24 protein-coding genes are annotated in these 25,275 nt (G+C 68.7%); 18 read left to right on the forward strand and 6 right to left on the reverse strand.

Annotated elements, in window-relative coordinates:
* Window positions 1–5: 5 nt before the first annotated feature.
* From C5O27_RS01695 to C5O27_RS01705, 3 genes are all read left to right on the forward strand, one after another.
* On the forward strand, window positions 6–431 hold the full coding sequence (locus C5O27_RS01695) for a DUF350 domain-containing protein (protein WP_127961739.1): 426 nt from the start codon (window positions 6–8) through the stop codon (window positions 429–431).
* Between the two features lie 13 nt (window positions 432–444).
* Window positions 445–2,010 (forward strand): polyamine aminopropyltransferase, encoded by a 1,566-nt coding sequence (locus C5O27_RS01700; protein WP_127961740.1) that lies wholly within the window; start codon window positions 445–447, stop codon window positions 2,008–2,010.
* A gap of 133 nt (window positions 2,011–2,143) precedes the next feature.
* Window positions 2,144–3,334: a sensor histidine kinase gene (locus C5O27_RS01705; RefSeq protein WP_127961741.1), complete on the forward strand. Its 1,191-nt coding sequence runs from the start codon at window positions 2,144–2,146 to the stop codon at window positions 3,332–3,334.
* 3 nt (window positions 3,335–3,337) lie between these two features.
* Here the strand turns inward: C5O27_RS01705 and C5O27_RS01710 are convergent, their stop codons facing one another.
* Complete coding sequence (locus tag C5O27_RS01710) at window positions 3,338–4,306, reverse strand: inorganic phosphate transporter (RefSeq protein WP_279636560.1); 969 nt, start codon at window positions 4,304–4,306, stop codon at window positions 3,338–3,340.
* Window positions 4,307–4,331: 25 nt separating this feature from the next.
* Window positions 4,332–4,949: a DUF47 domain-containing protein gene (locus C5O27_RS01715; RefSeq protein ID WP_127961742.1), complete on the reverse strand. Its 618-nt coding sequence runs from the start codon at window positions 4,947–4,949 to the stop codon at window positions 4,332–4,334.
* A gap of 261 nt (window positions 4,950–5,210) precedes the next feature.
* Here C5O27_RS01715 and C5O27_RS01720 point away from each other — a divergent pair, with 261 nt between their 5' ends.
* From C5O27_RS01720 to C5O27_RS01740, 5 genes are all read left to right on the forward strand, one after another.
* On the forward strand, window positions 5,211–6,029 hold the full coding sequence (locus tag C5O27_RS01720; protein ID WP_127961743.1) for a LytR/AlgR family response regulator transcription factor: 819 nt from the start codon (window positions 5,211–5,213) through the stop codon (window positions 6,027–6,029).
* Complete coding sequence (locus C5O27_RS01725; RefSeq protein ID WP_006358079.1) at window positions 6,022–6,411, forward strand: hypothetical protein; 390 nt, start codon at window positions 6,022–6,024, stop codon at window positions 6,409–6,411. Before C5O27_RS01720 ends, C5O27_RS01725 begins: the two co-directional genes overlap by 8 nt.
* A complete protein-coding gene (locus C5O27_RS01730; protein ID WP_006358080.1) occupies window positions 6,408–8,147 on the forward strand; it encodes a sodium/solute symporter in 1,740 nt (579 codons plus the stop codon). The genes C5O27_RS01725 and C5O27_RS01730 overlap by 4 nt, the downstream gene beginning before the upstream one ends.
* Window positions 8,148–8,316: 169 nt before the next feature.
* Window positions 8,317–8,676 (forward strand): DUF485 domain-containing protein, encoded by a 360-nt coding sequence (locus C5O27_RS01735; protein WP_127961744.1) that lies wholly within the window; start codon window positions 8,317–8,319, stop codon window positions 8,674–8,676.
* Window positions 8,673–10,316, forward strand: coding sequence for a solute symporter family protein (locus C5O27_RS01740; protein WP_127961745.1), 1,644 nt, complete (start codon window positions 8,673–8,675; stop codon window positions 10,314–10,316). Before C5O27_RS01735 ends, C5O27_RS01740 begins: the two co-directional genes overlap by 4 nt.
* A 97-nt stretch (window positions 10,317–10,413) precedes the next feature.
* On the opposite strand, the gene C5O27_RS01745 is transcribed toward C5O27_RS01740, so the two are convergent.
* Both C5O27_RS01745 and C5O27_RS01750 read right to left on the reverse strand, forming a co-directional pair.
* Window positions 10,414–11,826 (reverse strand): amidase, encoded by a 1,413-nt coding sequence (locus tag C5O27_RS01745; protein WP_127961746.1) that lies wholly within the window; start codon window positions 11,824–11,826, stop codon window positions 10,414–10,416.
* Between the two features lie 9 nt (window positions 11,827–11,835).
* Window positions 11,836–12,462, reverse strand: coding sequence for a TetR/AcrR family transcriptional regulator (locus C5O27_RS01750; RefSeq protein WP_127961747.1), 627 nt, complete (start codon window positions 12,460–12,462; stop codon window positions 11,836–11,838).
* A 90-nt stretch (window positions 12,463–12,552) separates the two neighbouring features.
* Here C5O27_RS01750 and C5O27_RS01755 point away from each other — a divergent pair, with 90 nt between their 5' ends.
* Complete coding sequence (locus tag C5O27_RS01755; protein WP_127961748.1) at window positions 12,553–13,809, forward strand: MFS transporter; 1,257 nt, start codon at window positions 12,553–12,555, stop codon at window positions 13,807–13,809.
* Between the two features lie 13 nt (window positions 13,810–13,822).
* Here the strand turns inward: C5O27_RS01755 and C5O27_RS01760 are convergent, their stop codons facing one another.
* Window positions 13,823–14,509, reverse strand: coding sequence for a TetR/AcrR family transcriptional regulator (locus C5O27_RS01760; protein ID WP_244216576.1), 687 nt, complete (start codon window positions 14,507–14,509; stop codon window positions 13,823–13,825).
* A gap of 124 nt (window positions 14,510–14,633) precedes the next feature.
* Between C5O27_RS01760 and C5O27_RS01765 the strand changes: the two genes are divergently transcribed.
* The 4 genes from C5O27_RS01765 to C5O27_RS01780 all read left to right on the forward strand — a co-directional run bounded on the left by C5O27_RS01765 (window position 14,634) and on the right by C5O27_RS01780 (window position 18,122).
* The gene (locus C5O27_RS01765; protein WP_006358087.1) at window positions 14,634–15,827 is read left to right on the forward strand and encodes an acyl-CoA dehydrogenase family protein; all 1,194 of its coding nucleotides are present in this window, start codon (window positions 14,634–14,636) and stop codon (window positions 15,825–15,827) included.
* A gap of 48 nt (window positions 15,828–15,875) precedes the next feature.
* The gene (locus tag C5O27_RS01770) at window positions 15,876–16,988 is read left to right on the forward strand and encodes an acyl-CoA dehydrogenase family protein (RefSeq protein WP_127961749.1); all 1,113 of its coding nucleotides are present in this window, start codon (window positions 15,876–15,878) and stop codon (window positions 16,986–16,988) included.
* Window positions 16,989–17,135: 147 nt separating this feature from the next.
* Window positions 17,136–17,564 carry a DUF350 domain-containing protein gene (locus tag C5O27_RS01775; RefSeq protein ID WP_127961750.1) on the forward strand — a complete coding sequence of 143 codons (429 nt, stop codon included), beginning with the start codon at window positions 17,136–17,138 and terminating at the stop codon, window positions 17,562–17,564.
* An 87-nt stretch (window positions 17,565–17,651) separates the two neighbouring features.
* Window positions 17,652–18,122: an SRPBCC family protein gene (locus tag C5O27_RS01780; protein ID WP_005199097.1), complete on the forward strand. Its 471-nt coding sequence runs from the start codon at window positions 17,652–17,654 to the stop codon at window positions 18,120–18,122.
* A 16-nt stretch (window positions 18,123–18,138) separates the two neighbouring features.
* On the opposite strand, the gene C5O27_RS01785 is transcribed toward C5O27_RS01780, so the two are convergent.
* Window positions 18,139–18,939 carry an HAD-IIA family hydrolase gene (locus tag C5O27_RS01785; protein ID WP_005199098.1) on the reverse strand — a complete coding sequence of 267 codons (801 nt, stop codon included), beginning with the start codon at window positions 18,937–18,939 and terminating at the stop codon, window positions 18,139–18,141.
* A gap of 101 nt (window positions 18,940–19,040) precedes the next feature.
* On the opposite strand from C5O27_RS01785, the gene moeA reads away from it, so the two are divergent.
* The 5 genes from moeA (at window position 19,041) to C5O27_RS01810 (ending at window position 25,265) form a co-directional block, all read left to right on the forward strand.
* On the forward strand, window positions 19,041–20,300 hold the full coding sequence (gene moeA, locus C5O27_RS01790; RefSeq protein ID WP_006358090.1) for a molybdopterin molybdotransferase MoeA: 1,260 nt from the start codon (window positions 19,041–19,043) through the stop codon (window positions 20,298–20,300).
* A gap of 87 nt (window positions 20,301–20,387) precedes the next feature.
* Window positions 20,388–21,131, forward strand: a complete 744-nt coding sequence (locus tag C5O27_RS01795) for a phosphatidylserine decarboxylase (RefSeq protein WP_006358091.1) — start codon at window positions 20,388–20,390, stop codon at window positions 21,129–21,131.
* A gap of 8 nt (window positions 21,132–21,139) precedes the next feature.
* On the forward strand, window positions 21,140–22,240 hold the full coding sequence (locus C5O27_RS01800) for a CDP-alcohol phosphatidyltransferase family protein (RefSeq protein WP_127961751.1): 1,101 nt from the start codon (window positions 21,140–21,142) through the stop codon (window positions 22,238–22,240).
* A complete protein-coding gene (locus C5O27_RS01805; RefSeq protein WP_127961752.1) occupies window positions 22,237–24,507 on the forward strand; it encodes an AAA family ATPase in 2,271 nt (756 codons plus the stop codon). Before C5O27_RS01800 ends, C5O27_RS01805 begins: the two co-directional genes overlap by 4 nt.
* Window positions 24,508–24,626: 119 nt before the next feature.
* Window positions 24,627–25,265, forward strand: a complete 639-nt coding sequence (locus C5O27_RS01810; protein WP_127961753.1) for a TetR family transcriptional regulator — start codon at window positions 24,627–24,629, stop codon at window positions 25,263–25,265.
* Window positions 25,266–25,275: the final 10 nt, after the last annotated feature.

Genomic DNA, 25,275 nt, shown 5'->3' on the forward strand with positions numbered 1-25,275 from the left:
TGACCATGCTCGCTGACATGACCGAGAACGCCTACGCCGCAGGTGCCTACGCGGGTGTCGGGGTGATCGTGATGATCGTGTCGTTCGCGATCGTCGACCTGCTGACCCCGGGCAAGTTGCGTCACCAGCTCTGGGCCGAACGCAACCGCAACGCCGGAATCCTGGTGGGATCCAACCTCTTGGCGGTGGCGATCATCGTGACCGCCGCAATCGTCGCCAGCGAGGGTCGCCTGCTCGAGGGCCTCACCTACACGGTGGTCTACTCGGCGATCGGCCTGATCGTGATGAGCGTGACGTTCCTGGTCATCGACGCGCTCACCCCCGGCAAGCTCGGCGAGATCCTCGTGAACCCGGAAAGCCATCCGGCGGTGTGGGTGCAGGGCGTCGCCCACATCGGGGTCGCCGTCATCATCGCCGCCTCCATCCTGTGACCACTTTCCACCTGTGACACTCACGGACACCTCCACCGAACCGCTCTCCGCGCGGCCACGTTTCGCGCGGTCCGCTCTGCTGGCCGTGGTGTTCGTCTGCGCCGCATGCGGTCTGGTGTACGAGCTGGCGCTGGTGTCCCTGGGGTCCTTCCTGATCGGCAACACCGCGACGCAGGCGTCGATCGTCCTCGCGGTGATGGTGTTCGCCATGGGGGTCGGCTCCCTCGCCGCGAAACCGCTCCAACCCCACTCGGTTGCCGCGTTCGCGGTCATCGAGCTGCTGCTCGCACTCCTCGGCGGCCTGTCGGTGATGGCTCTCTACGCCGCCTTCGCCTACCTGGAGCTCTACACGCCGGCGCTCATCGTGGTGGCCTTCGTCCTCGGCGTCCTCATCGGGGCCGAGATCCCGTTGCTGATGGTGCTGCTGCAACGGATTCGACGCCAGGAGCCGGGTGCGGCGGTCGCGGACATGTTCGCCGTCGACTACATCGGCGCGTTGCTCGGCGGTCTCTGCTTCCCGTTCCTGTTGTTGCCGCTGTTCGGTCAGCTGCGCGGGGCACTCGTGGTCGGACTCGTCAACGCCGCGGCGGGCTGCTTCCTCGTATTCGTCATCTTCCGGAAGTCGTTGAGCCGCGGCCAACTCGCCCTGCTGTCCGCCGGAGCGCTGGCGGTGGTCGCGGCGCTCGTGGCCGGATTGATGCTGTCCGCCCGTTTCGAGGTGACCGCCCGGCAGGCGCTCTACCGCGACCCGATCGTGGCCGCCGCCCGGAGCGCCTACCAGGACATCGTGATCACCGAGCGATCCACCGGCGCAGGCCCCGACACCCGGCTGTACCTGAACGGCGACCTGCAGTTCTCGTCGATCGACGAGCACCGCTATCACGAGGCACTCGTCCATCCCGCGATGTCGGGTGAGCGCTCGTCGGTGCTCGTGCTCGGCGGCGGCGACGGCCTCGCGCTGCGTGAGGTCCTCCGATACCCCGACGCGCACGACGTCACCCTCGTCGAGCTCGACCCGGAGATGATCCGGCTGGCACGCACCGACCCCCGCCTGACCTCGCTCAACCGGGGATCGATGACCGACCGGCGTGCCGAGGTGGTGACCGCCGATGCCTTCAGCTGGTTGCGTCAGACGAACCGACGTTTCGACGTGGTCATCGTCGACATGCCCGATCCCGACGACTCCGCCACCGCCAAGCTGTACTCCACCGAGTTCTACGCACTCGTCCGCGCGCACCTCGTCGAGCACGGTCGCGTCGTCGTGCAGGCGGGTTCGCCGTACTTCGCGCCGAAGTCGTTCTGGTGCATCGCCTCCACCATGAGGGAGGCCGGACTGCCGGCCACGCCGTACCACGTCGACGTCCCGGCATTCGGCGACTGGGGTTTTCACCTCGCAGGTGCCGACGGGCCGATCAGCCCGACGGTCGACGCTCCCGGGCCGTTGCGATTCCTGAGTCCGGAACAGCTGACCGCGGCGACCGTCTTCTCGCTCGATCGGCAACCGCTCGACCTGCCACCGTCGACCCTGATGGACCCGCGCATCCTGCGATACGCACAGGGCGAGTGGGCGATCTACTGAACGGTTCACGTCGTAGATGTCGCGTATCGTCGCGCGCGGCAACACGATTCGCGACATCTCACGCACCCGGTTCCAGCGGCGGCGTCAACCGAAGACACCGCTTGTGACCGATGGTGTCAACTAGGGTGACACCATGTCGAGCGACGTGGCCATCATCGGGTCGATCCTGCTGCTGGTCATGGTGCTCGGCCTCGTCGCGTTGGTCCGGACGCGGCGTCAGGTCACCACCCCCACCGAACGCGCGGTACACATGGCGCTGCACACCGCGTCATTGGCGGCGCGATCGCTGCGCACCGGACTCACCGAGGAGTCGGCGGCCGAAGCCCTCCCCCATCTGCGCACACTGACCTCCGCCGAGGCCGTCGCACTGTTCGACGACGAGCCGCGGCGGCTCGCCCACGACCCGGACGACGACGAGATCTGGGACCCCGACATGCTGCGCGAGGCCGCCAAGGCAGCGGCTTCGGCGACCGGCGACCAGCGTCGGGTCCTGGTCTCCGACCCGTGCGGCGCGGAGTCGCCGGTGCGGGCCCTCATCGCCCAGCCGCTCGTCGCCGGCGACGCCAGTGTCGGCGTCCTCGTCGTCGCCACGACCCGCCGGCCTGGCCCGGGCATGCTCGGTGCCGTCGCCGAGGTGGCCCGCTACGTCTCGAGCCAGATCGAACTGGCCGAACTCGACGCCTCCCGCGCCCGCCTCGACCGGGCGGAGGTGCTCGCACTCCGCGCGCAGATCAGCCCGCACTTCATCTACAACGCCCTCAACACGATCGCCTCGTTCGTCCGCACCGACCCCGACCGAGCCCGCGAACTCGTGCTCGACTTCGCCGATTTCACGCGCTACTCGTTCCGCGCGAGCGGCGAGTACACCGTGCTGGCCGACGAACTGCGGAACATCGACCGCTACCTCACCCTCGAACGCGCCCGCTTCGGCAACTCACTCGACGTGAGGCTGCACGTCGCGCCGGAGGTCCTGAACGTCGTCGTACCGTTCCTCGCGCTTCAGCCGCTCGTGGAGAACGCGGTCCGTCACGGACTCGCGTCGAAGGGTGGCGGCACCATCACCATCACCGCGGCCGACGAGGGCACCGACTGCGTCATCACCGTCGAGGACGACGGCGTCGGCATGGATCCCGAACTCCTGCGCAGCGGCGCGCTCGACGCGTTGGACCACAGCGAGGGCGCGCACGTCGGGCTCACCAACGTCGACCATCGCCTCCGCGCCGCGTTCGGCAACGACTACGGACTGGTGGTCGAGACGGCCGTGGGTGCCGGCACCAAGGTGGGCATGCGGGTACCGAAGTTCCGGGCGGGCATCCGACCCTGAGAGCTAGAAGACCATCTTCGCGAGCAGGAACGTGGCGGCGGCGAAAGCGGCGGCCGCAGGGAAGGTGGTCACCCAGGCGGCGGCCATGTTGCCCGCGGTGCCCCACCGCACGGCGCTGGTGCGCTTGGTCGACCCCACGCCCATGATCGCCGAGGAGATCACGTGGGTGGTCGAGATGGGTGCACCCAGGCCGGCCGAGGCGACGTAGAGCACCGAGGCGGCGGTGGCCTCGGCGGCGAAGCCCTGCGGCGGGTCGAGTTCGATGATCTTGCGGCCGAGCGTGCGCATGATCCGCATGCCGCCGGTGGCGGTGCCGATGGCCAGGACCACGGCGGTGAGCAGGAAACACCACAGCGGGATCGAGTAGTCGTCCTGGTATCCGGCGACGACGAGTGCGAGAACCACGATGCCCATCGTCTTGGCCGCGTCCTGCATGCCGTGGCCGAACGCCATCATCGCGGCCGACACGGTTTGTGCGTGCCGGAATCGCCGGCCGGTGATCGCCGGCGAGGCGTTGCGGAAAAGCCACATGATCGCGAGCATCGCCGCGGCGCCCAGCGCGAAGCCGGCAAGCGGCGACAGCACCATCGGCAGCAGGATCTTCTCCACGACGCCGGCCCAGAGCACGGTGACCCCCGCGACCATGGCCGCGCCCACCATGCCGCCGATCAGCGCGTGCGAGGACGACGACGGCAGGCCGAACCACCAGGTGATGAGGTTCCAGGTGATGGCACCGATGAGGGCGCAGCCGACGAGCATCAGCGCGTCGGGTCCCGCTTTGAGGTCGATGATCCCCGAGCCGACGGTGCTGGCCACCTTGGCACCGAAGAAGGAGCCGATCAGGTTGCCGACGGCGGCCATCGCCAGCGCCGCGCGCAGCGTCAGGGCGCGGGTCGACACCGAGGTCGCGATCGCGTTGGCAGAGTCGTGGAATCCGTTGGTGAACGTGAAGGCCATGGCAAGACCGATCACCACGAGAAGTTAGAACACAGGTGTGTCACGACTCCTTGAGAACGATGGTCTCGACGATGTTGGCGACCTTCTCGAAAGAATCGGCCGCATCCTCGAGCTCGTCGGCGACGTCCTTGAGCTTCATCACGGTCAGCGCGTCGAGGTGTCCGTCGAACAGGTAGGCCAGGAAGGTCCGGTAGGTGTGGTCGGCGCGGTTCTCGAGCGCGTTGATCTCGATCCAGTACCGCTCGAGGTCCTTCATGCCGGCCAGTCGCGGCATCGCGTCGGCGGTCACGCTCGCGGAGGTGTCGAGGATCTCGATCATCTCGCGGAGGTGCTGCGGGAGCTCGGTGACCCCGTAGAGGGCCATGAGGTGGGTCACGGCCTCGATGTGGTCCATGACGTCGTCGAGGCTGGAGCCGAGGACGTAGATGTCGGAGCGGTCGAACGGCGTGATGAAGCTCGAGTTGACCGTGCGGAACATCTCGTGGGTGATGCGGTCGCAGTCGTGTTCGAGGTCGACCATCCGGCGCGCGATCCCCTCGAAGTCCGGTTCGGGCTCCAGCAGGCCGGTGAGGGTCTTGGTCCCATCCGCCAGGCACTGGGCCGAGGACGTGAACAACCCGTAGAAGAGATCGTTCTTGGGTTTGAACCGGGAGAACACAGTGACTTTCTTCCTATCTTGCGTCCACCGCATCGAGGCGACGCTGTGCAGCGACTTCCTCGGTGAGTCCGTCTGACGTCGGGATGGCCGTGGACAGGGTATCGAGACAGCCGACGGGCACAGCCACCTGACCGGACTTTTTCCGGAATCCGAGAATCAGCAGGCGGACGGGGCGGCCGGGATCCGCTGTGTGACGCGGCCCACGCGGTACGATCCTCGTGTCCGCCGTCGCGCATCAGCGCAGCAGTCGGGAGGAGATGGATGTCCGGGCTGGTGGTGCTCGCCGTCGACGACGAACCCCCTGCTCTCGACGAACTCCGCTACCTCCTGGACCGGCAGGACGAGGTCGCCGAGGTACATGCCGCGACGGATGCGACCGGCGCACTCCGTGAACTCAACTCCCGCCGGGTCGACGCGATCTTCCTCGACATCAACATGCCGGGCCTGTCCGGACTCGAGTTGGCCGGCGTCCTCGCCAGGTACGCACAGCCTCCCGCGATCGTGTTCGTCACCGCGCACGAGGACAAGGCGGTCGACGCCTTCGAGGTCGGCGCCGTGGACTATCTGCTCAAGCCGCTCCGCGAGGTGCGCCTCGCCCAGGCGCTCGGACGGGTCCGCGCCAGCCTCGACGCCCGCGCCAAACCCGCCGCGAGCACTCCTGCCCCGGCGCCATCGGGTGCGCCACGAGCCGCCTCCGACGACGTGATCCCGGTCGAGATGAGCGGTGTGACCTCGTTGGTCCGGCGTGACTCGATCTCGTGGGTCGAGGCCGTGGGCGACTACGCCCGACTCCACGCCGAGTCCGGCGCGCACCTCGTCCGCATCCCACTGTCGACCCTCGAATCACGTTGGCAGGACAAGGGTTTCGCCCGAGTTCACCGTTCCTACCTGGTGGCCCTGCCCATGGTGACCGGCCTGCGGACCACCGGGAGCGGGACCGTTGTCAGTGTGCGCGCGAACGGGGCGTCGGAAGCGGTGGAGCTGCCGGTCAGCCGGCGTCAGGTCCGCGACCTGAAGGACCGGCTCATCCGGGACCCGTTGCGCCAGTATCGTTCCCCCGCCGGTCGCGGCGATGTCTGAGAATCCGCCGCAGCGCGAACGGGTCGTCCTCGCCTCACGGCGTGGCGCCCGGATGGTGCGCACGCGCGTAGAGGTCCAGGAACAGACCGAGGTCGGTGACGCGCTGGTGCGCGGTCTGATGCGGGCTCAGCTCGGGTTGGCGTTGCGCCTCGGCGGGAGCCTGCTCGTCGTCGTGGTGGCGATACCTCTGCTCGCCGTGCTGGTCCCGAGCGTGGCCGAGACGACCCTCTTCGGCATCCGGATCACCTGGCTCGTCCTCGGACTCCTCGCCTATCCGGTGCTGTATCTGACGGGACTGCTGTACGTGCGGCTGGCCGAGCACGCCGAGCGCGACTTCATGAGTCTCGTCGACGACGATCCCGGCGATCCGGGCCGGACGTGAGCGGCGTCGACATGCTGACCGCCGTGGCGTTGTTCGCCGCCGCGGTCGCCACGATCGCGGTCGGGGCCTGGGGCGGCCGATTCTCCCGAACGACGTCGGATTTCCTGGTGGCCTCGCGTGCCGTCGGGTCGCGGTGGAATGCCGCCGCCGTGTCGGGTGAATACCTGTCCGCGGCGTCGTTTCTCGGTGTCGCCGGGCTTGTCGCGAAGTACGGCGCCGACGCCCTCTGGTACCCGGTCGGTTTCACGGCCGGCTACCTCGGTCTGCTGTTGTTCGTCGCTGCACCGCTGCGTCGTTCGGGCGCCTACACCGTGCCCGACTTCGCCGAGTTCCGGCTCTCCTCGACCGCCGTGCGCAAGACCGCGATGGTGGTCGTGGTCGTCGTCTGCGTGCTGTACCTCATCCCCCAGTTCCAGGGTGCGGGACTCACTCTCAACATCCTGCTCGGCGCACCCGTCTGGACCGGGGCGGTCGGCGTCGGCCTCATCGTGATCGTGAACGTCGTCGGCGGCGGGATGCGGTCGATCACGTTCGTGCAGGCATTCCAGTACTGGCTCAAGCTGACCGCCATCGCGATCCCCACCCTCGTGCTGATCGGGGTGTTCGCGAACGACCCGGCGAACGTCGGCGAGCCCGCACCGCCGCGGGTCACGACCGCCACCACCGTCGACGTCACCACCGACGTCTCGGTCACCGTCGCCGAGACCAAGGGGGTGCGCGTCACCGGCACGCTCGACGGCTCGCCGGTGGTCGATGCTCCGATCCCATCCCCCGGCGGTCATGTCATCTCAGCCGATTCCGTCATCTTCCTCGACGCCGGCGCGGCCACCCCGGTCGTGGCGGGAGCCCCGGTCGACGGGTCGGACTGGGTGGCGCCCGGCGGCGGTCTCGGCGGTCGCCACCCGCTGTTCCAGGTGCTCTCCCTGATCCTCGCCACGTTCCTCGGCGTGATGGGCCTGCCGCACGTCCTCGTGCGCTTCTACACCAACCCGGACGGCCGCACGGCCCGTCGAACGGCGCTCGCCGCGATCGCGCTGCTGTCGCTGTTCTATCTGTTCCCCGTCCTGCTCGGGGTGTTCGCTCGTCTCTACGTGCCCGAACTGCTGATCACCGGGACGTCCGACGCAGCTGTCCTCCTCCTCCCGAGCGCCGCCATCGGTGGCCTGGCCGGGCAGATCCTCGCCGCGCTGGTCGCGGCCGGTGCGATCGCGGCCTTCCTCGCCACGTCGTCGGGCCTGCTTGTGTCGGTGGCCGGCGCGCTGGCGACGGACGTCTTCCGCGGGCGCGTCCGCGACTTCCGCATCGCCGCGATCATCGGCGGCGCCATCCCGATCGCGCTCTCGCTCGCGGCGGGCTCACTGGAACTGTCGCGCACCGTCGGGCTGGTGTTCGCCGTCGCCGCGTCGACGCTGTGTCCGCTGCTCGTCCTCGGCATCTGGTGGCGTGGCCTGACGTCGACCGGTGCGATCGCCGGGCTGATCGTCGGCGGGGTGTCGTCGGGTTCAGCCACCTCGCTCGCGATCGCCGGGGTGATCGACGACGACGCCCTGGGCGGCTGGCCGGCCGCGCTGGTCGGCTATCCGGGCGCGGTCACCGTGCCACTCGCCTTCGGCACGATGGTGCTGGTCAGCCTCGCGACCCGACGACGCTTGCCCGGCGATCTCGCCCGCACTTTCGCGCGGATGCACGTCCCCGAACGCGTCGGGATGGGCGTCGACCGGCTTCCCGGCGGCTGACCGCTCACCGTTCGTCGGATCTGATCGACCGTCCGTCGCACAGTGCACAACCTTCGGCGTGTGACCCACGACACCAGTTGCGGTGTGATCTGCGCCTCAATCAGGCTGTTCTCCGAAGTGCCATCACAGCGGCCTCCACCGCCGTGGCCCCATCGACTTGGAGGACAGCGTGTCGAACATCGACCAACCAGCAGCGGCACCACCGCATACGCCGTCGGGTGAGCAGTTCATCGAGATGCAGAACAGCCCTCAGTTCCAGGAACTGAAGGCGCGCCTGCGCAAGTTCATCTTCCCGATGACCGCGTTCTTCCTGATCTGGTACGCGATCTACGTGCTGCTCGGCGCCTTCGCGCATGACTTCATGGCGATCCAGGTGTGGGGCAACATCAACCTCGGTCTGATCCTCGGACTGCTGCAGTTCGTGACCACATTCGTCATCACCGGCCTGTACGTACGCTTCGCGAACCGCGAACTCGACCCGCGTGCCGAGGCCCTCCGCAACGAGATGGAAGGCGGCCCGTCACTGTGAACACCTCCGTCCACACCACCACGCTCGCCGCCACCGTCGGCAGCCCGGTCGCCAACATCGCGATCTTCGCCGCGTTCGTGGCGGTCACGATGTACATCGTCATCCGGGCCAGCAAGAACAACAACTCGGCCGCGGACTTCTTCACCGGCGGCCGCGGCTTCTCCGGCCCGCAGAACGGCATCGCCATCGCCGGTGACTACCTGTCGGCGGCCAGCTTCCTCGGCATCGCCGGCGCCATCGCGGTCTACGGCTATGACGGCTTCCTCTACTCCATCGGCTTCCTCGTCGCCTGGCTCGTCGCGCTGCTGCTCGTCGCCGAATTGCTGCGCAACACCGGCAAGTTCACGATGGCCGACGTCCTCAGCTTCCGCCTGAAGCAGCGACCGGTCCGTCTCGCGGCGGCCATCTCGACCCTCGCGGTCTCGCTGTTCTACCTCCTGGCCCAGATGGCCGGTGCCGGTGGCCTCGTCGCCCTGCTCCTCGACATCGAGGGTCGCGTGGGCCAGTCGATCGTGATCGCGGTGGTCGGCGCGCTGATGATCGTCTACGTCCTCATCGGCGGCATGAAGGGCACCACCTGGGTGCAGATCATCAAGGCGGTGCTGCTCATCAGCGGCGCGGCGATCATGACCTTCATCGTCCTCGCGAAGTTCGGCATGAACCTGTCGTCGATCCTCGGTGCCGCACAGGACGCCATCAGCAGCTCCGGCAGCGAGAAGGTCGCCTCCCGTGACGTTCTCGCACCCGGCGCACAGTACGGCGGTTCGCTCGAGTCCAAGATCAACTTCCTCTCGCTGGCCATCGCCCTGGTCCTCGGCACCGCGGGCCTGCCGCACGTGCTGATGCGCTTCTACACCGTGCCCACCGCGAAAGAGGCTCGTAAGTCGGTGGTCTGGGCGATCGCGCTGATCGGCGCCTTCTACCTGTTCACCCTGGTTCTCGGTTATGGCGCGGCCGCTCTGGTGGGTCCGGACAAGATCCTGGCCGCCGCCGGCGGACAGAATGCGGCGGCACCGCTGCTGGCGTTCGAGATCGGCGGTGTGGTGCTGCTCGGCATCATCTCGGCGGTGGCCTTCGCCACGATCCTCGCCGTCGTCGCCGGCCTGGCGATCACTGCGTCGGCATCGTTCGCCCACGACATCTATGCGTCGGTCATCAAGCGCAACAAGGTGAGTGAGGACGACCAGGTCCGCGTCTCGCGCTACACCGTCGTCGTGCTCGGCGTGCTCGGCATCGTGCTCGGCATCCTGGCCAACGGTCAGAACATCGCCTTCCTGGTGGCCCTGGCCTTCGCCATCGCCGCGGCGGCGAACCTGCCGACGATCGTGTACTCGCTCTACTGGAAGCGCTTCAACACCCGCGGCGCCCTGTGGAGCATGTACGGCGGCCTGATCTCCACGATCCTGCTGATCGTCTTCTCGCCGGCCGTGTCCGGCTCGTCGACCGCGATGATCCCCGGCGCCGACTTCGCCTGGTTCCCGCTGGCCAATCCGGGCATCGTGTCGATCCCGCTGGCCTTCGTCCTCGGCATCGTCGGCACCCTGACCTCGCCGAGCGACGTCGGGACCCCGGAACGCAACGCGGAGATGGAGGTTCGCTCCCTCACCGGAATCGGCGCGGAGAAGGCCGTGCAGCACTAGCCTTTTCGCACACCCACCCCTTTTCGGCAAACCCGTCACCCTGCGAGGTGGCGGGTTTGCCGATCAGTGGTGGGTTTGTCAGCGCGGGAATCGCCGGTCAGGCGTCCTGAATCCGCGCGAACGGCCGGGCGGCTTCGAGTTCGAACGCGAGCTCCAGCAGGGTGCGCTCGTCGCCGAGGTCGGCGGAGAACTGGATGCCGACGGGCAGCCCCGACGTCGACTGTCCCAGCGGCAAACTGATCGCCGGGGTACCCGACGTGTTGTTCGCGGGCGTGAACGCGACATAGCGCGTCAGACGGTCCATAGCCTCACCGAAATCGATACCCGGGTCGAGGTAGCCGATCTCCGGCGGGAGGTGCGCGAGGGTCGGCGACAAGATCACGTCGAACTGCTCGTGCAGCGATCGGAACGCTGCGGTGGAGCGTCGGAGACCGCGGATCGACGACGGCATGCGATAGAAGTGTCGCAAGGCGTTGCGCGACAGCCCACGGGTGAACGAGTCCAACTGCTTGCGATCGAAACCCTTGTCGTGCAGTCGCTTACCGGTGCGGTCCAGCGCGAAGGCCAGCAACGACCAGTAGTCGATGAACTGCCGGATGTAGACGCGGTCGACCGGCAGCGGCACCATCTCTGTTCGGTGGCCGAGCGACTCGACGAGTTCGGCGACATCGGTGACGCACCGTTGGGTGTCGCTGTCGAGCAGCTGCCCGGTGATCGGTTCGGTGATCAGCGCGATCCGCAGCCGCTTCTCCCCCGGCCCCTCCACCAGACCGACCGGCGGCAGGCCGGGGCCGGGCCGGAAACCCTGCGAGTCGTCGAGGAACCGTGCCGTGTCCCGCACCGATCGGCTCACGATCCCGTTGCACACCAGGTCGATCGGCGCATCCTCGGTCTGCTTCGCCGGCGCGGTACGGCCCCGGCTCGGCTTCAGCCCCACCAGACCACATGCGGCAGCGGGGATTCGGATCGATCCGCCACCGTCGTTGGCATGGGCGATCGGCAGTGCACCCGCCGCCACGAGCGCGGCGGAACCACCCGAGGAGCCGCCGGCGGAGAAGTCGGTGTCCCACGGATTGCGGGTCGGCTCCCGGTCGACGTATTCGGTCGTCGCGGTCAGCCCGAAGGCCGGCATGTTCGACGCCCCGACGAGGTTGACCCCGGTCGCCAGGAACTGGTTGGTGAACGCCTCGTTCGCCGACGCCGGGTTCGGCGCGACCGCAGCGGACCCGTGGCACGTGGGCAGCCCTGCGAAATCGGTGTTGTTCTTGATGATCGACGGCACCCCGACGAACGACCCGGCCGGAAAGTCGCTGTCGACGGCGCGCTTGCGAGCTCGCTCGCGGTCGTCGAAGGCGATCGCGTTCAGCTGCGGATTGACCGCGTCGATCCGGGCGAGAGCCGCTTCGACCGCCTCGGCGGCCGAGATCTCCCGGGCGGCGATGGCGTCGGCGATGCCGACGGCGTCGAGATCACCGAGTGCGTCGTCTGTGAACGCGTGAACCTTCTTCATGCCCGGACCCTATCGCCCTCCGGCGGACCCCGGGGCCGCTCCGAGCATCGCGACGACATCGTCGACCAGCTCGGCGACGTAGGCGTCGTCGACGGCGAGACCGAAGACCGCATGGTGGTAGAGCGGTGCGATCACGTGGTCGAGGAGCTGGCGCACCGACGGCGTCGCCTCGCCGCGCTCGGAGGCCCGCGCGATCATCTCCTCCGCCTGCTCGCGGCGGACCTCCCAGCACGGACACGCCTCGACGACGTCGTCGCGCGCTGCGACCATCGCACGCAGGTACGCCCGACGCTTCGGCCGGCCGATGTCGGCGGCGATCACGCTCGCCCACTCCGCGATGTCGTCGCGGAGCACACCCGTATCGGGCAACGGTTCGCCCTGCGTCAGTGCGGCGACCGCCACCTCCCCCAGGAGCGCGTCGATCGAGCCCCACCTGCGGTAGATGCTGGTCGGATTGACGCCGGCGAGGTCGGCGACCTCCGGGATGGTCATCGTGTCGCGCTGGCCCGCGCCGACCAGCTGCCCGACCGCGGCATAGACCGCCGACTGCACGCGCGCACTCCGACCGCCGGGCCGCGACGCGCGAGGTGCCGTCGCTGCGGCGTCCGCCCGCGACGCTGCATTTCCCATAGCCATGCGGCCATTATTGCAAATCCAATTGCTTTTGGAAGGCATCCGCGCCTATCGTCGTTTTAAATGCAAACGCATTTGCGTTAAGGAGACGACATGGCGCCACTACATCCCCACCGTGCGTTCTGGCTGATCGCGGCCACGTACGTGATGGTGCTCTTCGCCTCCGCCGCCCCGTCGCCGCTGTATCCGATCTACCAGGAACTCTGGGGTTTCTCGTCGCTCACCCTGACCCTGGTCTTCGCCGTCTACGTGGTCACGATGTTGGTGAGCCTGCTGACGGTGGGGTCGCTGTCCGACCACATCGGCCGACGTCCCGTGCTCGCGGTCGCACTCGTCCTGCTGATCGCCAGCATGGTGCTCTTCGTCGTGGCCCAGGACGTGGGTACGTTGCTCGCCGCCCGCGCCCTGCAGGGCCTCGCCACCGGCGCCGCCATGGGCACCCTCACCGCGACCACCGTCGACCTCCAGCCCACCGCCCGACTCGGCTCGACGATCATCGGCGCCGCCCCGGCCTTCGGCCTCGCCACCGGCGTCGGCGTCGCCGGATTGCTCGTCGAGTACGCGCCCGCGCCCCGAATCCTGGTCTACGAGGTCATCCTCGGCCTGTTCGCGGCGCTGCTCATCGCACTCCTCGTGGTCCCCGAGACCCGCGAGCGCGTGGCCTTCACCTCACGCCGGCATCTGGCCACGACCCTCGCACCCCAGGTTCGGGTGCCCCGCGAGGTCCGCCCCGTGTTCTTCGCGTCGGCCCCCACCCTGGTGGCCACCTGGTCCCTCGGCGGGCTGTACCTGTCGCTCGGTTCCTCCGTCGTCGCACGCGTCTTCGGGGTCACCAATCACGGCGAGGCCGGGCTCATCCTCTTCACCTTCTTCGCCAGCGCGACGGTCACCTCCTTGTTCATCACGGGACGGCCGGCGACCGTGAAACAGGCCTACGGCTACCCGACCCTCGCGATCGGCGTGCTGATCTCGCTGTCCGGCGTCATGACCGAGGTCCTGCCGCTCTACATCCTCGGCTCGCTCGTGGCCGGCTCCGGATGGGCGGCGACCTTCCTCAGCGCCATGGACAACATCACCGCCGCGACGCCTCCCGCCCAGCGCGGACAGGTCTTCTCCTCGGTGTTCGTCGCCAGCTACCTCGCGTTCAGCGTGCCGGCGGTGATAGCCGGAATAGTCGTGTCCCACATCGGACTTCGCGCGACGGTCATCGGGTACGCCGGCTACGTCCTCGCCGTCGCACTGTTCGGCGCGGCACTCGCGGTCGTCATGCGGCGTACCGCGACCAGGGCCGAGGTGGCCGCCACTGCAACGGAAGACGCGCCGGAACCGGTTGCGGTCGGCGAATCCTGAACGGACGCCGGGGTCAGCCCCGGTCCCGCAGCCCCACCATCCGGGTGGCCAACTCCGCGTAGAACTTCCCCATCTCCTCGGGCGGGAGAGAGTTCTCGGCGCGGTACCAGCGCGCGACGTCGATGCCCATCGACAGCATCGCGTTGGTGGTGGCCTGGGAATCGGCGACGTCGAAGTCGCCGTTCTCGATTCCCGCATCGACGATCGCCCGCACCCGGCGGGTGATCTCCCGCCGCAACTCCATGACCGTCTCGAGGTGATCGGGCGCCAGCGACCCCAACTCGTAGTTCACGACGCGGGCGCGTACGTGCTCGCGCGCGTGGTGCTCGGTGAACGCGCCGACGACCGTTGCCAGGCGTTCGGCGGGCGCCACCGCCGGGTCGTCGACCTCGTCGATCATGCCCAGGATGATCCGGTGCCCCGCCTCGGAGAGCTTGAAGAGGAGCTCCTCCTTGGACCGGAAGTGCACGTAGACCGCCGCCGAACTCATCTGCGCGCCGTTGGCGATGTCCCGGGTCGTCGTGGCGTTGAAGCCCTTCGCCGCGAACGCCTCGGCAGCGGCCAGCAGCAACCGCTCCCGGGCCGCGACCGGTTGTATCCGGGTCGTCGGTTCGGTCGACGAGACCACGTTCACCCCCTCGTTCGCTCGGCGACCTCGCGCCTTCTCCAGCCGATTGACACCGCCCTTGATGCGCGGCATAGTGCAACTTATCACTAAGCAAGCGCTTAGTCAGCGGTCGGTCTTCCAGGTCTTCCCAGGCAGACGGTCCGTGATTGGTGTCGCCGAACACCCGGCAACCCCCGACAGGAGTAGAGAAGAACCCATGCACCTGAAGTTCAGTCCGGAGGAAGAGGCGTTCCGCGAGGAACTGCGCGGCATCTTCGCGAAGGTCCCCGAGGACCTCCGCAAGCGGAACGAAGAGGGCAGCCTCAACTACCCCGACGACATCGTCACGGCATCCCGCGTCCTCAACGAGCACGGCATCCTGACGCCGAGCTGGCCGATCGAGTGGGGCGGCAAGGACTGGACGCCGATCCAGCACCACATCTACCGCGAGGAGATGAGCCTGGCGTTCGTCCCCGACCCGCTGCCGTTCAACGTCAGCATGATCGGTCCGGTCATCGCCCAGTTCGGGTCGCAGGAGATGAAGGAGAAGTTCCTGCCCAAGACCGCCAACCTCGACATCTGGTGGTGCCAGGGCTTCTCCGAGCCCGAGGCCGGCTCCGACCTCGCCTCGCTCAAGACCCGCGCGGTCCTCGACGGTGACCACTACGTCATCAACGGCCAGAAGACCTGGACCACGCTGGGCCAGTACGCCGACTGGATCTTCCTGCTCGCCCGCACCAACCCGGACGTCAAGAAGCAGGCCGGCATCAGCATGTTCCTGATCCCGATGGACACCCCGGGCATCGAGCTGCGCCCGATCCAGCTCATCGACGGCAGCTACGAGGTCAACGAGGTCTTCTTCAACGACGTCCGCGTGCCCGTCGAGAACATGGTCGGCGAGGAGAACAGCGGCTGGACGCAGGCCAAGTTCCTGCTCGGCAACGAGCGCAACGGCATCGCCCGCGTCGGCTACACCAAGTCGAAGCTGGCGCGCGCCAAGGAGCTCGCCAAGGAGACCCGGACCGCCAACGGCACCCTGCTCGACGATCCGCTGTTCGCCACCCGCCTGGCCGAACTGGAGAACGAGCTGCTCGCCCTCGAGATCACCCAGCTGCGCGTCGCCGCGTCGTCGGCCGACGGCAAGCCGAACCCGGCATCGTCGCTGCTGAAGCTCAAGGGAAGCCAGCTGCAGCAGGCCGCGATGGAACTCATCGCCGACATCGCCGGACCGGATTCGCTCCCGGTCGCCGAGGTCGACGTCGACGCCGCGAACGGCAGCGCAGCGGTCACCGCTCCCGAGTGGGCCCAGCTCGCCGCCCCGACCTACCTGAACTACCGCAAGGTCTCGATCTACGGCGGTTCCTCCGAGGTCCAGCGCCAGATCATCGACAAGGCGGTCCTCGGTCTCTGACCGCCGACCCCGCCGCCCTCACTTCGACTTCACAGACCAAGGACAACAATGGATTTCGAGCTTTCCGAAGAACAGGGGATGTTGCGCGACACCGTGCGCGAGGTCCTCACCAAGACCTACGACGTGGAGACCCTCCGCAAGGTGACCGACACCGATCTCGGCTGGAGCGAGAAGGTGTGGAAGTCGCTCGCGGAGATCGGCATCCTCGGCCTGACCTTCCCCGAGCCCGAGGGCGGCATGGACGCCGGACCGGTCGAGTTCACCAGCGTGATGACCGAACTCGGTCGCGCCCTGGCCCCCGAGCCGTACCTGGACTCGGTCCTCGTCCCCGGTTCGCTGCTCGACGCCGCCGACGACGCGACCCGCGCCGAGCTGCGCGGCGGCCTCGCCTCCGGTGAGCTGCTGATGGCCTTCGCCCACAACGAGCCCGGCGACCGCTGGCCGGTGGCCGCGGTGTCCACCACCGCCACCGCCGAGGGCGTGCTCAACGGCACCAAGACCCTTGTCGGACACGGCGATTCCGCACACAAGCTGATCGTCTCGGCACGTGTCGGCGACGAGGTGGGCCTGTTCCTCATCGACGCCGACGCCGAGGGCGTCACCCGCACCGCGTACCGCACGCACGATCGTCGACGCGGCGCCGAGTTCACGTTCAACGACGCCCAGGCCACCCGCCTCGGCAGCGGTGACGCGTCGGAGCTCATCGCCAACGCGGAGATCGGCATCCAGACCGCACTGTGCGCCGAAGCCCTCGGCGCCATGGAGCGCAGCCTCGAGCTGACCGTCGAATACCTCAAGTCGCGCAAGCAGTTCGGTGTTCCGCTGGCCACCTTCCAGGCGCTCACCCACCGCGCCGCGGACATGTACGTCCAGCTCGAGCTCGCCCGGAGCCTGGTGCTGTACGCGACGACCGCCCTCGCCGACGGTATCGCCGACGCGGCCATCGCGTCGCGGGTGAAGCTGCAGACCGTTCGCTCGGCACGCCTCATCGGCCAGGAGGCCATCCAGATGCACGGCGGCATCGGCATGACCGCCGAGTACCCGATCGCGCACTACGTGAGTCGCCTGACCGCGATCAGCCACACCCTCGGCGACGCGGACGCCCACGTCACCAAGCTGTCGAAGGACCTGGCGTCCTACGACATGCTCAGCGTCGGCTGACACTTCTTCTCCCTCCCTGAGGTGCGCTTCGGCTCGCACCTCAGGGAGCAAAGAGGTACCGCCACGGATCCCGGCACCTCCCACCCCGCACGCCGGCCCACCGATACTGTTTCCTCAGCACAGCTCGGTGAGGAAAGAGGGACTCGGATGGATTTGCTGCGTGACAATCTGGCCGCTGGGGCGTCGTTCAGCCTCGTCGGGATCACCCTGCTCGTCGTCGGGTTCGTGGCGCTCGACGTGGTGACCCCCGGCCGGCTTCGGCAGCTGGTGTGGGTCGACCACAACCGCAACGCCGTCATCCTCGCCACCTCGATGGTCATCGGACTGTCGATCGTGCTGGTCTGCTCGGTCATCGACACCGAACTCCTCGAACTGTGGCGCGCGCTGCTCTACACCGTCGCCTACGTGGTCCTGACGATCGCGGTGATGATGTGGTCGTTCGTGCTCATCGACTGGCTGACCCCGGGCAAGCTGGGGACGCTGCTGCTGGAGAACGACGAGCACCCCGCCGGCTGGATCACGGCCGCGGTCTTCGTCGGCGTCGGTGCCGTCATCGGCATGACCCTGCTGGTCTGAGCGGTTTCCGGCGCGACCACCAGGCTTATTGACGGTCCGCCAACAACCTATTGACGGTGCGCCAACAAGCCCATACTGTTGGCGACCATGACCGCATCACTCATCGAAGAGTCCATCGACATCGACGCATCTGCCGAGCAGGTGTGGTCGGTGATCTCCGATCTCCAGCGCATGGGCGAGTGGAGCCCGCAGTGCAAGAAGATGATCATCCGCGGCGGCACCGTCGGGTTGGGGACCAAGACCATCAACATCAACCGCCGCGGCCCGCTGGTGTGGCCGACCACCTCCAAGGTCGTGCGTTTCACACCCAACCAGGAGATCGCCTTCCGCGTGGCCGAGAACCACACCGTGTGGAGCTACGCCATCACCCCGAACGGTTCGGGCGTGACCGTGACCGAGCGCCGCGAGGTGAACGGCTCCACCACCAAGGTGTCGTCGTTGCTCGTCGACAAGCTGTTCGGCGGCGCCGATTCCTTCGAGGCCGAACTCCAGCTGGGCATGGCCGAGACCCTCGGCAAGATCAAGCGCGCCGCGGAGAGTCAGCTCGACCGCGTCTGAAACCCCGTGATGCCCGTCAGGTTCCGCTGATCTTGTCGATCAGTTCGGGGAGGTCGGCCACCGAGTCGATGACGTGGTCCGGGAACGGCCCGAACTCGTCACGCGCGAGCGCATCGAGCGCCTCCTCGCGGAACTTGCCGGTGCGCACCAGCACACCGATCAGCGCCGACGCCTGTGCACCCAGGACGTCGTTGTGCATGTCGTCGCCGACCATCACCACCTGGTTGGGCTCGAGCCCCAACATGTCGGTGGCGGCGCGGAATCCGAGCGGCGAGGGTTTGCCGATCGCCTTGATCTTCTTGCCCGACGCCTTCTCGAGGCCCTCGAGATAGACGCCCGTGTCGATCGACAGCCCGTCGGCCGTCGACCACGTCATCGACCGGTGCATGGCGATCACCGGCACTCCGTCGAGCAGCATCTCGAGGACCTTCGACAGCGCGTCGTGGGTGAACACGGGACCTGCCCCACCCAGAACCACGACCTCGGCATCCGCCGGGTCGTCGGTCAGTTCGACGCCGGTCATGTCCTCGGCGATCGGGCCCTGGTTGAGAACCCAGACCCGTTTGCCCGGGAAGGTCGACCCCACGTATTCGGCGGTCAGCTTCGCGGCCGTCAGGATCTCGTCGGCATCGACGAAGAAGCCGCAGTCGTTCAACAGCTCCGCGATCTCGTTGCGCGAGCGCGAGGTGGTGTTGGTGAGGAACATCCGCGGGATCTTGCGGTCGGCGAGGCGGGAGACGGCCTCCACCGCGCCGGGCAGAGCCTTCCACGAGGTGACCATCACCCCGTCGATGTCGAGAAGCAGACCCAATGCCATGTGCACGAATGTAGTCCGCGGTCCCCGGCGACGCAGTGCAGGCATCCCTCGAACCGGGTACCCCGACGAGACGCGTCCGCTCACCTGGCATCCTGAGGCGCATGCGTACCGTCGCAGAGCATCAGGCCGTCGTCTCCGCATTGTTCGGCCCACCCGTTCCCGTCCGGCTGTCCCTGCCGGAGGCGTTGGGCAGGGCCACGTTCGCCGACGTCGACGCGCCGCTCTCGTTGCCCGGCTTCGACAACTCGGCGATGGACGGATTCGCCGTCCTCGCCGACGATCTCGCGGACGCCTCCCCCGACTCCCCCGTCACGCTGCCCGTCGCCGCGGACATCCCGGCGGGACGCACCGACGCTCTCGCACTGACCCCCGGCACCGCGCATCGCATCATGACCGGTGCCCCGCTGCCGGCCGGCGCCGACGCCGTCGTCCCGGTGGAGCTGACCGACGCGGCGGTCGGCCCGGTCGCGGCCGCGGAGACGGTCACGTTCACGGCACCGGTCGAGTCCGGAAAACACATCCGGCGTGCGGGTTCCGACATCGGGCAGGGCGTCCGTGCCCTGCCCGCCGGGACCGTCATCGGGGCGCCGCAGATCGGGCTGCTGGCCGCGCTCGGGATCGCCGAGGTCACCGTCGCCCGGCCGTTGCGCGTCGTGGTCCTGTCCACCGGCTCCGAGCTCGTCGAACCCGGAAAACCGTTGCAGCACGGCCAGATCTACGAGTCGAACGGAGCGATGCTCACCGCCGCCGCCATCGAGGCCGGCGCGATCGGCCGGCATGTGCACTTCGTCCCGGACGACACCGGCGACTTCCTCGACCGGCTCGACCAGGTCGCCGGCGAGGCCGACCTGATCATCACGTCCGGGGGTGTCAGCGCGGGCGCCTTCGAGGTCGTGAAGGACGCGCTGTCGGCCACCGGGTCCGTCGAGTTCGTGAAGGTCGCGATGCAACCCGGTATGCCGCAGGGCTGCGGTCACCACACCGCGTCCGACCGGCCCGACGGAACGCCCGGGCCCACCGTGCCGATCATCACACTCCCGGGCAACCCGGTCAGTGCCCTGGTGTCCTTCGAAGTCTTCATCCGGCCCGCACTCCGCGCCGCGATGGGGTTGCCACCGCAACGACGTCGGGTGACCGCCCGGCTGGGCGCCGACATCCGCTCACCGCAGGGCAAGCGGCAGTTCCTCCGCGGAGTCCTCCGGACCGACGAGGACGGATCGGGCGTCGTCGTCGACCCGATCGGCCCGCCCGGCTCCCATCACCTCCGCTTTCTCGCCGAGGCGGACGCACTGATCGACGTGCCCACCGAGACCGACGGTCTGGCCGTGGGAACTCCGGTCGACGTGCTCGTTCTGCGCTGAGCTCTAAGCTGGACCGAAGTCGTACCCGACCCGTGGTGCGCAAGGTTTCATCGAACGGCCCGCATCGGGCACAACAGGAGGTAGATCGTGGCCAGACGTCCGCGTCCGGACGAGGGCAACACCGGCCGTGTCGCCCATTTCCTAGACCTGGCCCGTGAGACCATCCCGCCGATCCATCCGGCCGGTATCCCGTTCGTCGCCGCCCCCGCGGCGGTCGCGTTCCTCGGACGCCGCCACCGCTGGATCGCGCGGCCCGCAGCACTGACCGCCGGCGCCTGTGCCGCGTTCTTCCGGCACCCGAGCCGTGTCCCACCGACCGAGCCGGGCGTGGTCGTCGCACCCGCCGACGGCACGATCGCACTCGTCGACGAGGCCGTCCCACCGGCGGAGGCGGGTCTGGGCAGCGATCCGCTGCCCCGTGTCTCGACCTTCCTGTCGATCTTCGACGTGCACGTCCAGCGTGTGCCCATCGCCGGTACGGTCACCGCGGTGACGCACACCCCGGGCGCGTTCTTGTCCGCGGACCTCCCCGAGGCCAGCCGTGACAACGAACGCACCACCATGACCATCCGTACGACGAGAAGAAGCGGAGGGGCGACCGGCGGCGGCGCCGGACCCGACCTCGCGGTCGTGCAGATCGCCGGGCTCATCGCGCGCCGGATCGTCTGCGACCCGAAGGTCGGCGACACCCTGCGGCTCGGCGACACCTACGGACTGATCCGCTTCGGTTCCCGGGTCGACGTCTACTTCCCCAAGGGCACCACACCCCGCGTCTCGGTGGGTCAGCGCGCCGTCGGCGGCGAGACCCCCTTCGCCTACCTCGACCTCTGATCCGGCCCGTGAACCCCCAGGCTGCGAATTCATCCGACGGTCCCGCCGGACGCCGGGCCGGTGACCCCGGTCTCCGCCGGCCGTCCCGCTCCTCCAAGACCCGCGTCCCCACCGCGCGGTCAGCACGACGCCAGGCGCAGGCCCATGGCCCCGCACCGTCCAAGCCACGTGAACCCGAACGTCGCCGGCTCAGGAAGCAGGCGCAGGCGGGACGCATCATCATCCCGTCGTCGCTCACGATCCTCGCGATCTGCGCGGGACTGACGGCGATGCGCGCGGCCACCACCGGCGACATCGACGTCGCCATGGGTCTCCTCGTCGCCGCCGCGTTCCTCGACGGCATCGACGGACGGGTGGCCCGGCTGATGGGCGCGACGAGCCGTATCGGCGCCGAGATCGACTCCCTGGCCGACGCGATCAACTTCGGCGTGGTGCCGGCGATGATCGTCTACTTCTTCCTGCTCGACGGCCAGGATCTCGGCTGGGCGCTGGCGCTGATCTACTGCTGCGCGATCGTGTTGCGCCTCGCCCGGTTCAACACCCTGCTCGACGACGACGAGGCACCCGGGTACACGAGGGACTTCTTCGTCGGCGTCCCGGCACCGGCGGCCGCCATCTGCGCGCTGCTGCCGATCGGTCTGGCCCAGCAGTTCGGCGAGGGCTGGTGGACATCGGTGCCCGCCGTGGGCGGATGGCTGGTCCTGGTCGCGTTCCTGGCCGTCAGCCGCGTTCCCACGGCGTCCCTGAAGACCGCGTCGATCCCGCCGCGCGCGGTCGCCGGTCTGCTCGTCCTCGTCGCGGTCGGTGCCGCTCTCCTGCTGACCTACCCCTACCTGCTGATGATGATCGGCATCGCCGCCTACGCGATCCACATCCCGTTCGCGTGGCGTTCGCGTCGGTGGGTCGCCTCGCGGCCGGAGCACTGGGACGACAAGCCCGCCGAGCGCCGTGCGCAGCGGAAGGCGTCGAAGACCGCGCCGGGTGGCCGTCGACGACGCCCCGTCCTGAAGTCGCAGCGCAGGCTGGGCCTCAACCGTCCCACCGGTGCGCCGGTCACCGTGCAGAGCTCCGAACCGGCTGCGGACGACACCGAAAGCGAGACCGAATGAGCTCCCAGGTGTCCCTGACCCTGACCGCCCGACTCAACACCTCCGCGGCCGAGGCACGCCGCGGCATCATCCGGGTGCACCCCGAGGTGCTGACCGCGTTGTCGCTGCGGGAGTGGGATGCCGTGTCGATCACCGGCGCCCGCGTGACCGCCGCGGTGGTCGCGGCGACCGATGCGTCGGCGCCGACCGGGACCGTCCTGCTCGACGAGATCCTCTTCTCCAACGCCGGGGTCAAGGAGAACGCCCCGGTCGTGCTGGCCCCGGTGGTCGTGCACGGCGCGAGCCGGGTCGTCGTGAACGGCTCGGTGCTGGCCACCCAGTCGATCACCGAGTCCACGCTCCGGCGCGCGCTGCTCGGCAAGGTGCTCTCGGTCGGTGACGCGGTGTCGCTGCTGCCCCGCGACCTCGGGCCCGAACTCGCCGCGACCGAGGCGACGCGCGCCCTGGCCCGGTCCGTCGGCATCACCTGGACCACCGAACTGCTCACCGTCACGGGTACCGATCCGGGCTCCCCCGTCAGCGTGCAGACCAACACCGCGGTGCTGTGGTCGACGACCGCAGGCGAGGTGCCCCCGCTCGGCGACCGCGCCGGTCTCGGTTCGCCGCGGATTCCGGGTGCGCTCGGCATCGTGCCCGACACCCCGGTCAACGCACCGCCGACGATCCCGGCTCCCGTCGGCAGCGTCCCGGTCGAGGAGCCCGACGTCCCGGTCCGGCCGGTGTCCGAGCTGGTCGGCGTCGACTCGCAGATCACCAAGCTCACCGAATGGCTGACGATCACGCTCGACGAGCCCGACGTCCTGCGCACCCTGGGCGCCGCGCCTCGTCTCGGCGTCCTGGTGACCGGGCCGGCCGGTGGCGGCAAGGCGACGCTGGTCCGATCGGTCTGCGCGAAGCGCACCCTCGTCACCGTCGACGGCCCGACGACCGGCGCCACCGAACCCAACACCCGCCTGCGCACGGTCACCGACGCGGTGGCCCGCGCCCGCGCCACCGGCGGGGTCCTGCTCATCACCGACATCGACGCCCTCCTGCCATCCGAGCCGGAGCCGGTCGCCACCCTTGTCCTCGACGAGCTGCGCTCGGGCATCTCCGATGGCCGTATCGCGCTCGTCGCGACCACCGCCGAACCCGTTCGCCTCGACTCGCGCCTACGCGACCCGTCGCTGTGCGACCGCGAACTGATCATCGGACTGCCCGACGCCGCCACCCGCGGACGGCTGTTGGCGGCGATCCTGTCGACGGTTCCCACCGAGGGCGACCTCGACCTCGAGTCGGTGGCCGCACGCACCCCGGGTTTCGTCGCCGGCGACCTCGCCGCGCTCACCCGCGAGGCCGCGCTGCGCGCCGCGACCCGCGCCAGCAGCAGCAAATCCGAACCCGCACTCCGCACCGAGGATCTCGTGGGCGCGCTCGACGTGATCCGGCCGGTGTCCCGGTCGGATTCCCCCGAGGTGGCACTCGGTTCGATCACGCTCGCCGATGTCGGCGACATGGTCGAGACCAAACAGGCGCTGACCGAGGCGGTCCTGTGGCCGCTGCAGCACCCGGACACCTTCGCCCGGCTCGGTGTCGACCCGCCCCGCGGTGTGCTGCTTTTCGGCCCGCCCGGATGCGGCAAGACCTTCGTCGTGCGGGCGCTCGCCGCGTCCGGCCAGTTGTCGGTGCACACCGTCAAAGGTGCTGAGCTGATGGACAAGTGGGTCGGCTCGTCGGAGAAGGCGGTCCGTGACCTGTTCGCCCGCGCCCGCGAGTCGGCGCCGTCGCTGATCTTCCTCGACGAGGTCGACGCGCTCGCACCTCGTCGAGGGCAGTCCACCGATTCCGGGGTCGCCGACCGTGTGGTCGCGTCACTGCTCACCGAACTCGACGGCGTCGAACCGCTGCAGGACGTGGTCGTGCTCGGCGCGACCAACCGCCCCGACCTCATCGACCCGGCGCTGCTGCGACCCGGCCGGCTCGAACGCCTGGTCTTCGTGCCGCCGCCGGATGCCGCAGCCCGCGGGGACATCCTGCGCACCAGCGGCCGCGACGTCCCGCTCGACGGCATCGACCTCGACGAACTCGCCGCCGACCTCGAGGGCTACTCCGCCGCCGACTGCTCGGCGCTGCTCCGCGAGGCCGCACTGTCGGCGATGCGACGCGACATCAACGCCGCGGTGGTCACCGCCGACGACGTGACCGAGGCCAGGAGCCGGGTCCGTCCGTCGCTCGACCCCGACCAGGTGGAGAACCTGCGGACGTATGCCGAGCGCCGACTGGAGTGACCTGCACACCAATCGTCGCAGCCACATGGACGACCGGACACGGAGAAACTACTGTGGTTAGGTCGGATGCGGGCGCGTGACAGGTGTGCCGAATGACATGACGCGCTGAGAGGTGGACAATGGCACGGCCGTCCAAGCCGTTGATCAGTCGCGATGCCGCCGTGACGGCATCGATCGAGATCATCGACTCCGAAGGGCTCGACGCCTTCAGCCTCCCCAAGCTCGCCAGACACCTCGGGGTGCGCGCCCCGTCGCTGTACCACCACTTCGACGACAAGAACGAGATCCTCACCGAGGTCGCCCGCTACATCGCCGGTACCGCGGTCCGACGCCCCCGGATGAAACCCGGACCGGACTGGCCGGAGTTCTTCGTGAACCTGGCGCTGAACTTCCGGCAGTCGATCCTCCGGCACCGCAACGCCGCGCCGGTACTGCTGCAGCACCTGCCCCGCGACCTGTTCACCGGCACCTACGAGGACACCGCACAGTTCCTGCTGGAGTCGGGAGTGCCCGTCGACCTCCATGTCCGCATCCTGGACGGGATGGAGACACTCGCCATCGGCGCGGTCCTCATGGAGGCAACGCGGCCGCCGCGGCCCCGCTCGGCGATCTTCCCCAACGTGTCGGCCACCTCGCAACCGCTTCTCGCAGAAGCGTTGTCGAAGAACGAACTGACACAGAAGCAGCTGTTCGAGGCAATGGTCCGGAGCTTCCTGCACGGCATCATCCGGGACCACGATCTCCCGGAGCCGGAGTAGCTCCTTTCGA

Origin of the sequence: Gordonia alkanivorans, assembly GCF_004011905.1 — a bacterium.
Classification (GTDB): Bacteria; Actinomycetota; Actinomycetes; order Mycobacteriales; family Mycobacteriaceae; genus Gordonia; species Gordonia alkanivorans.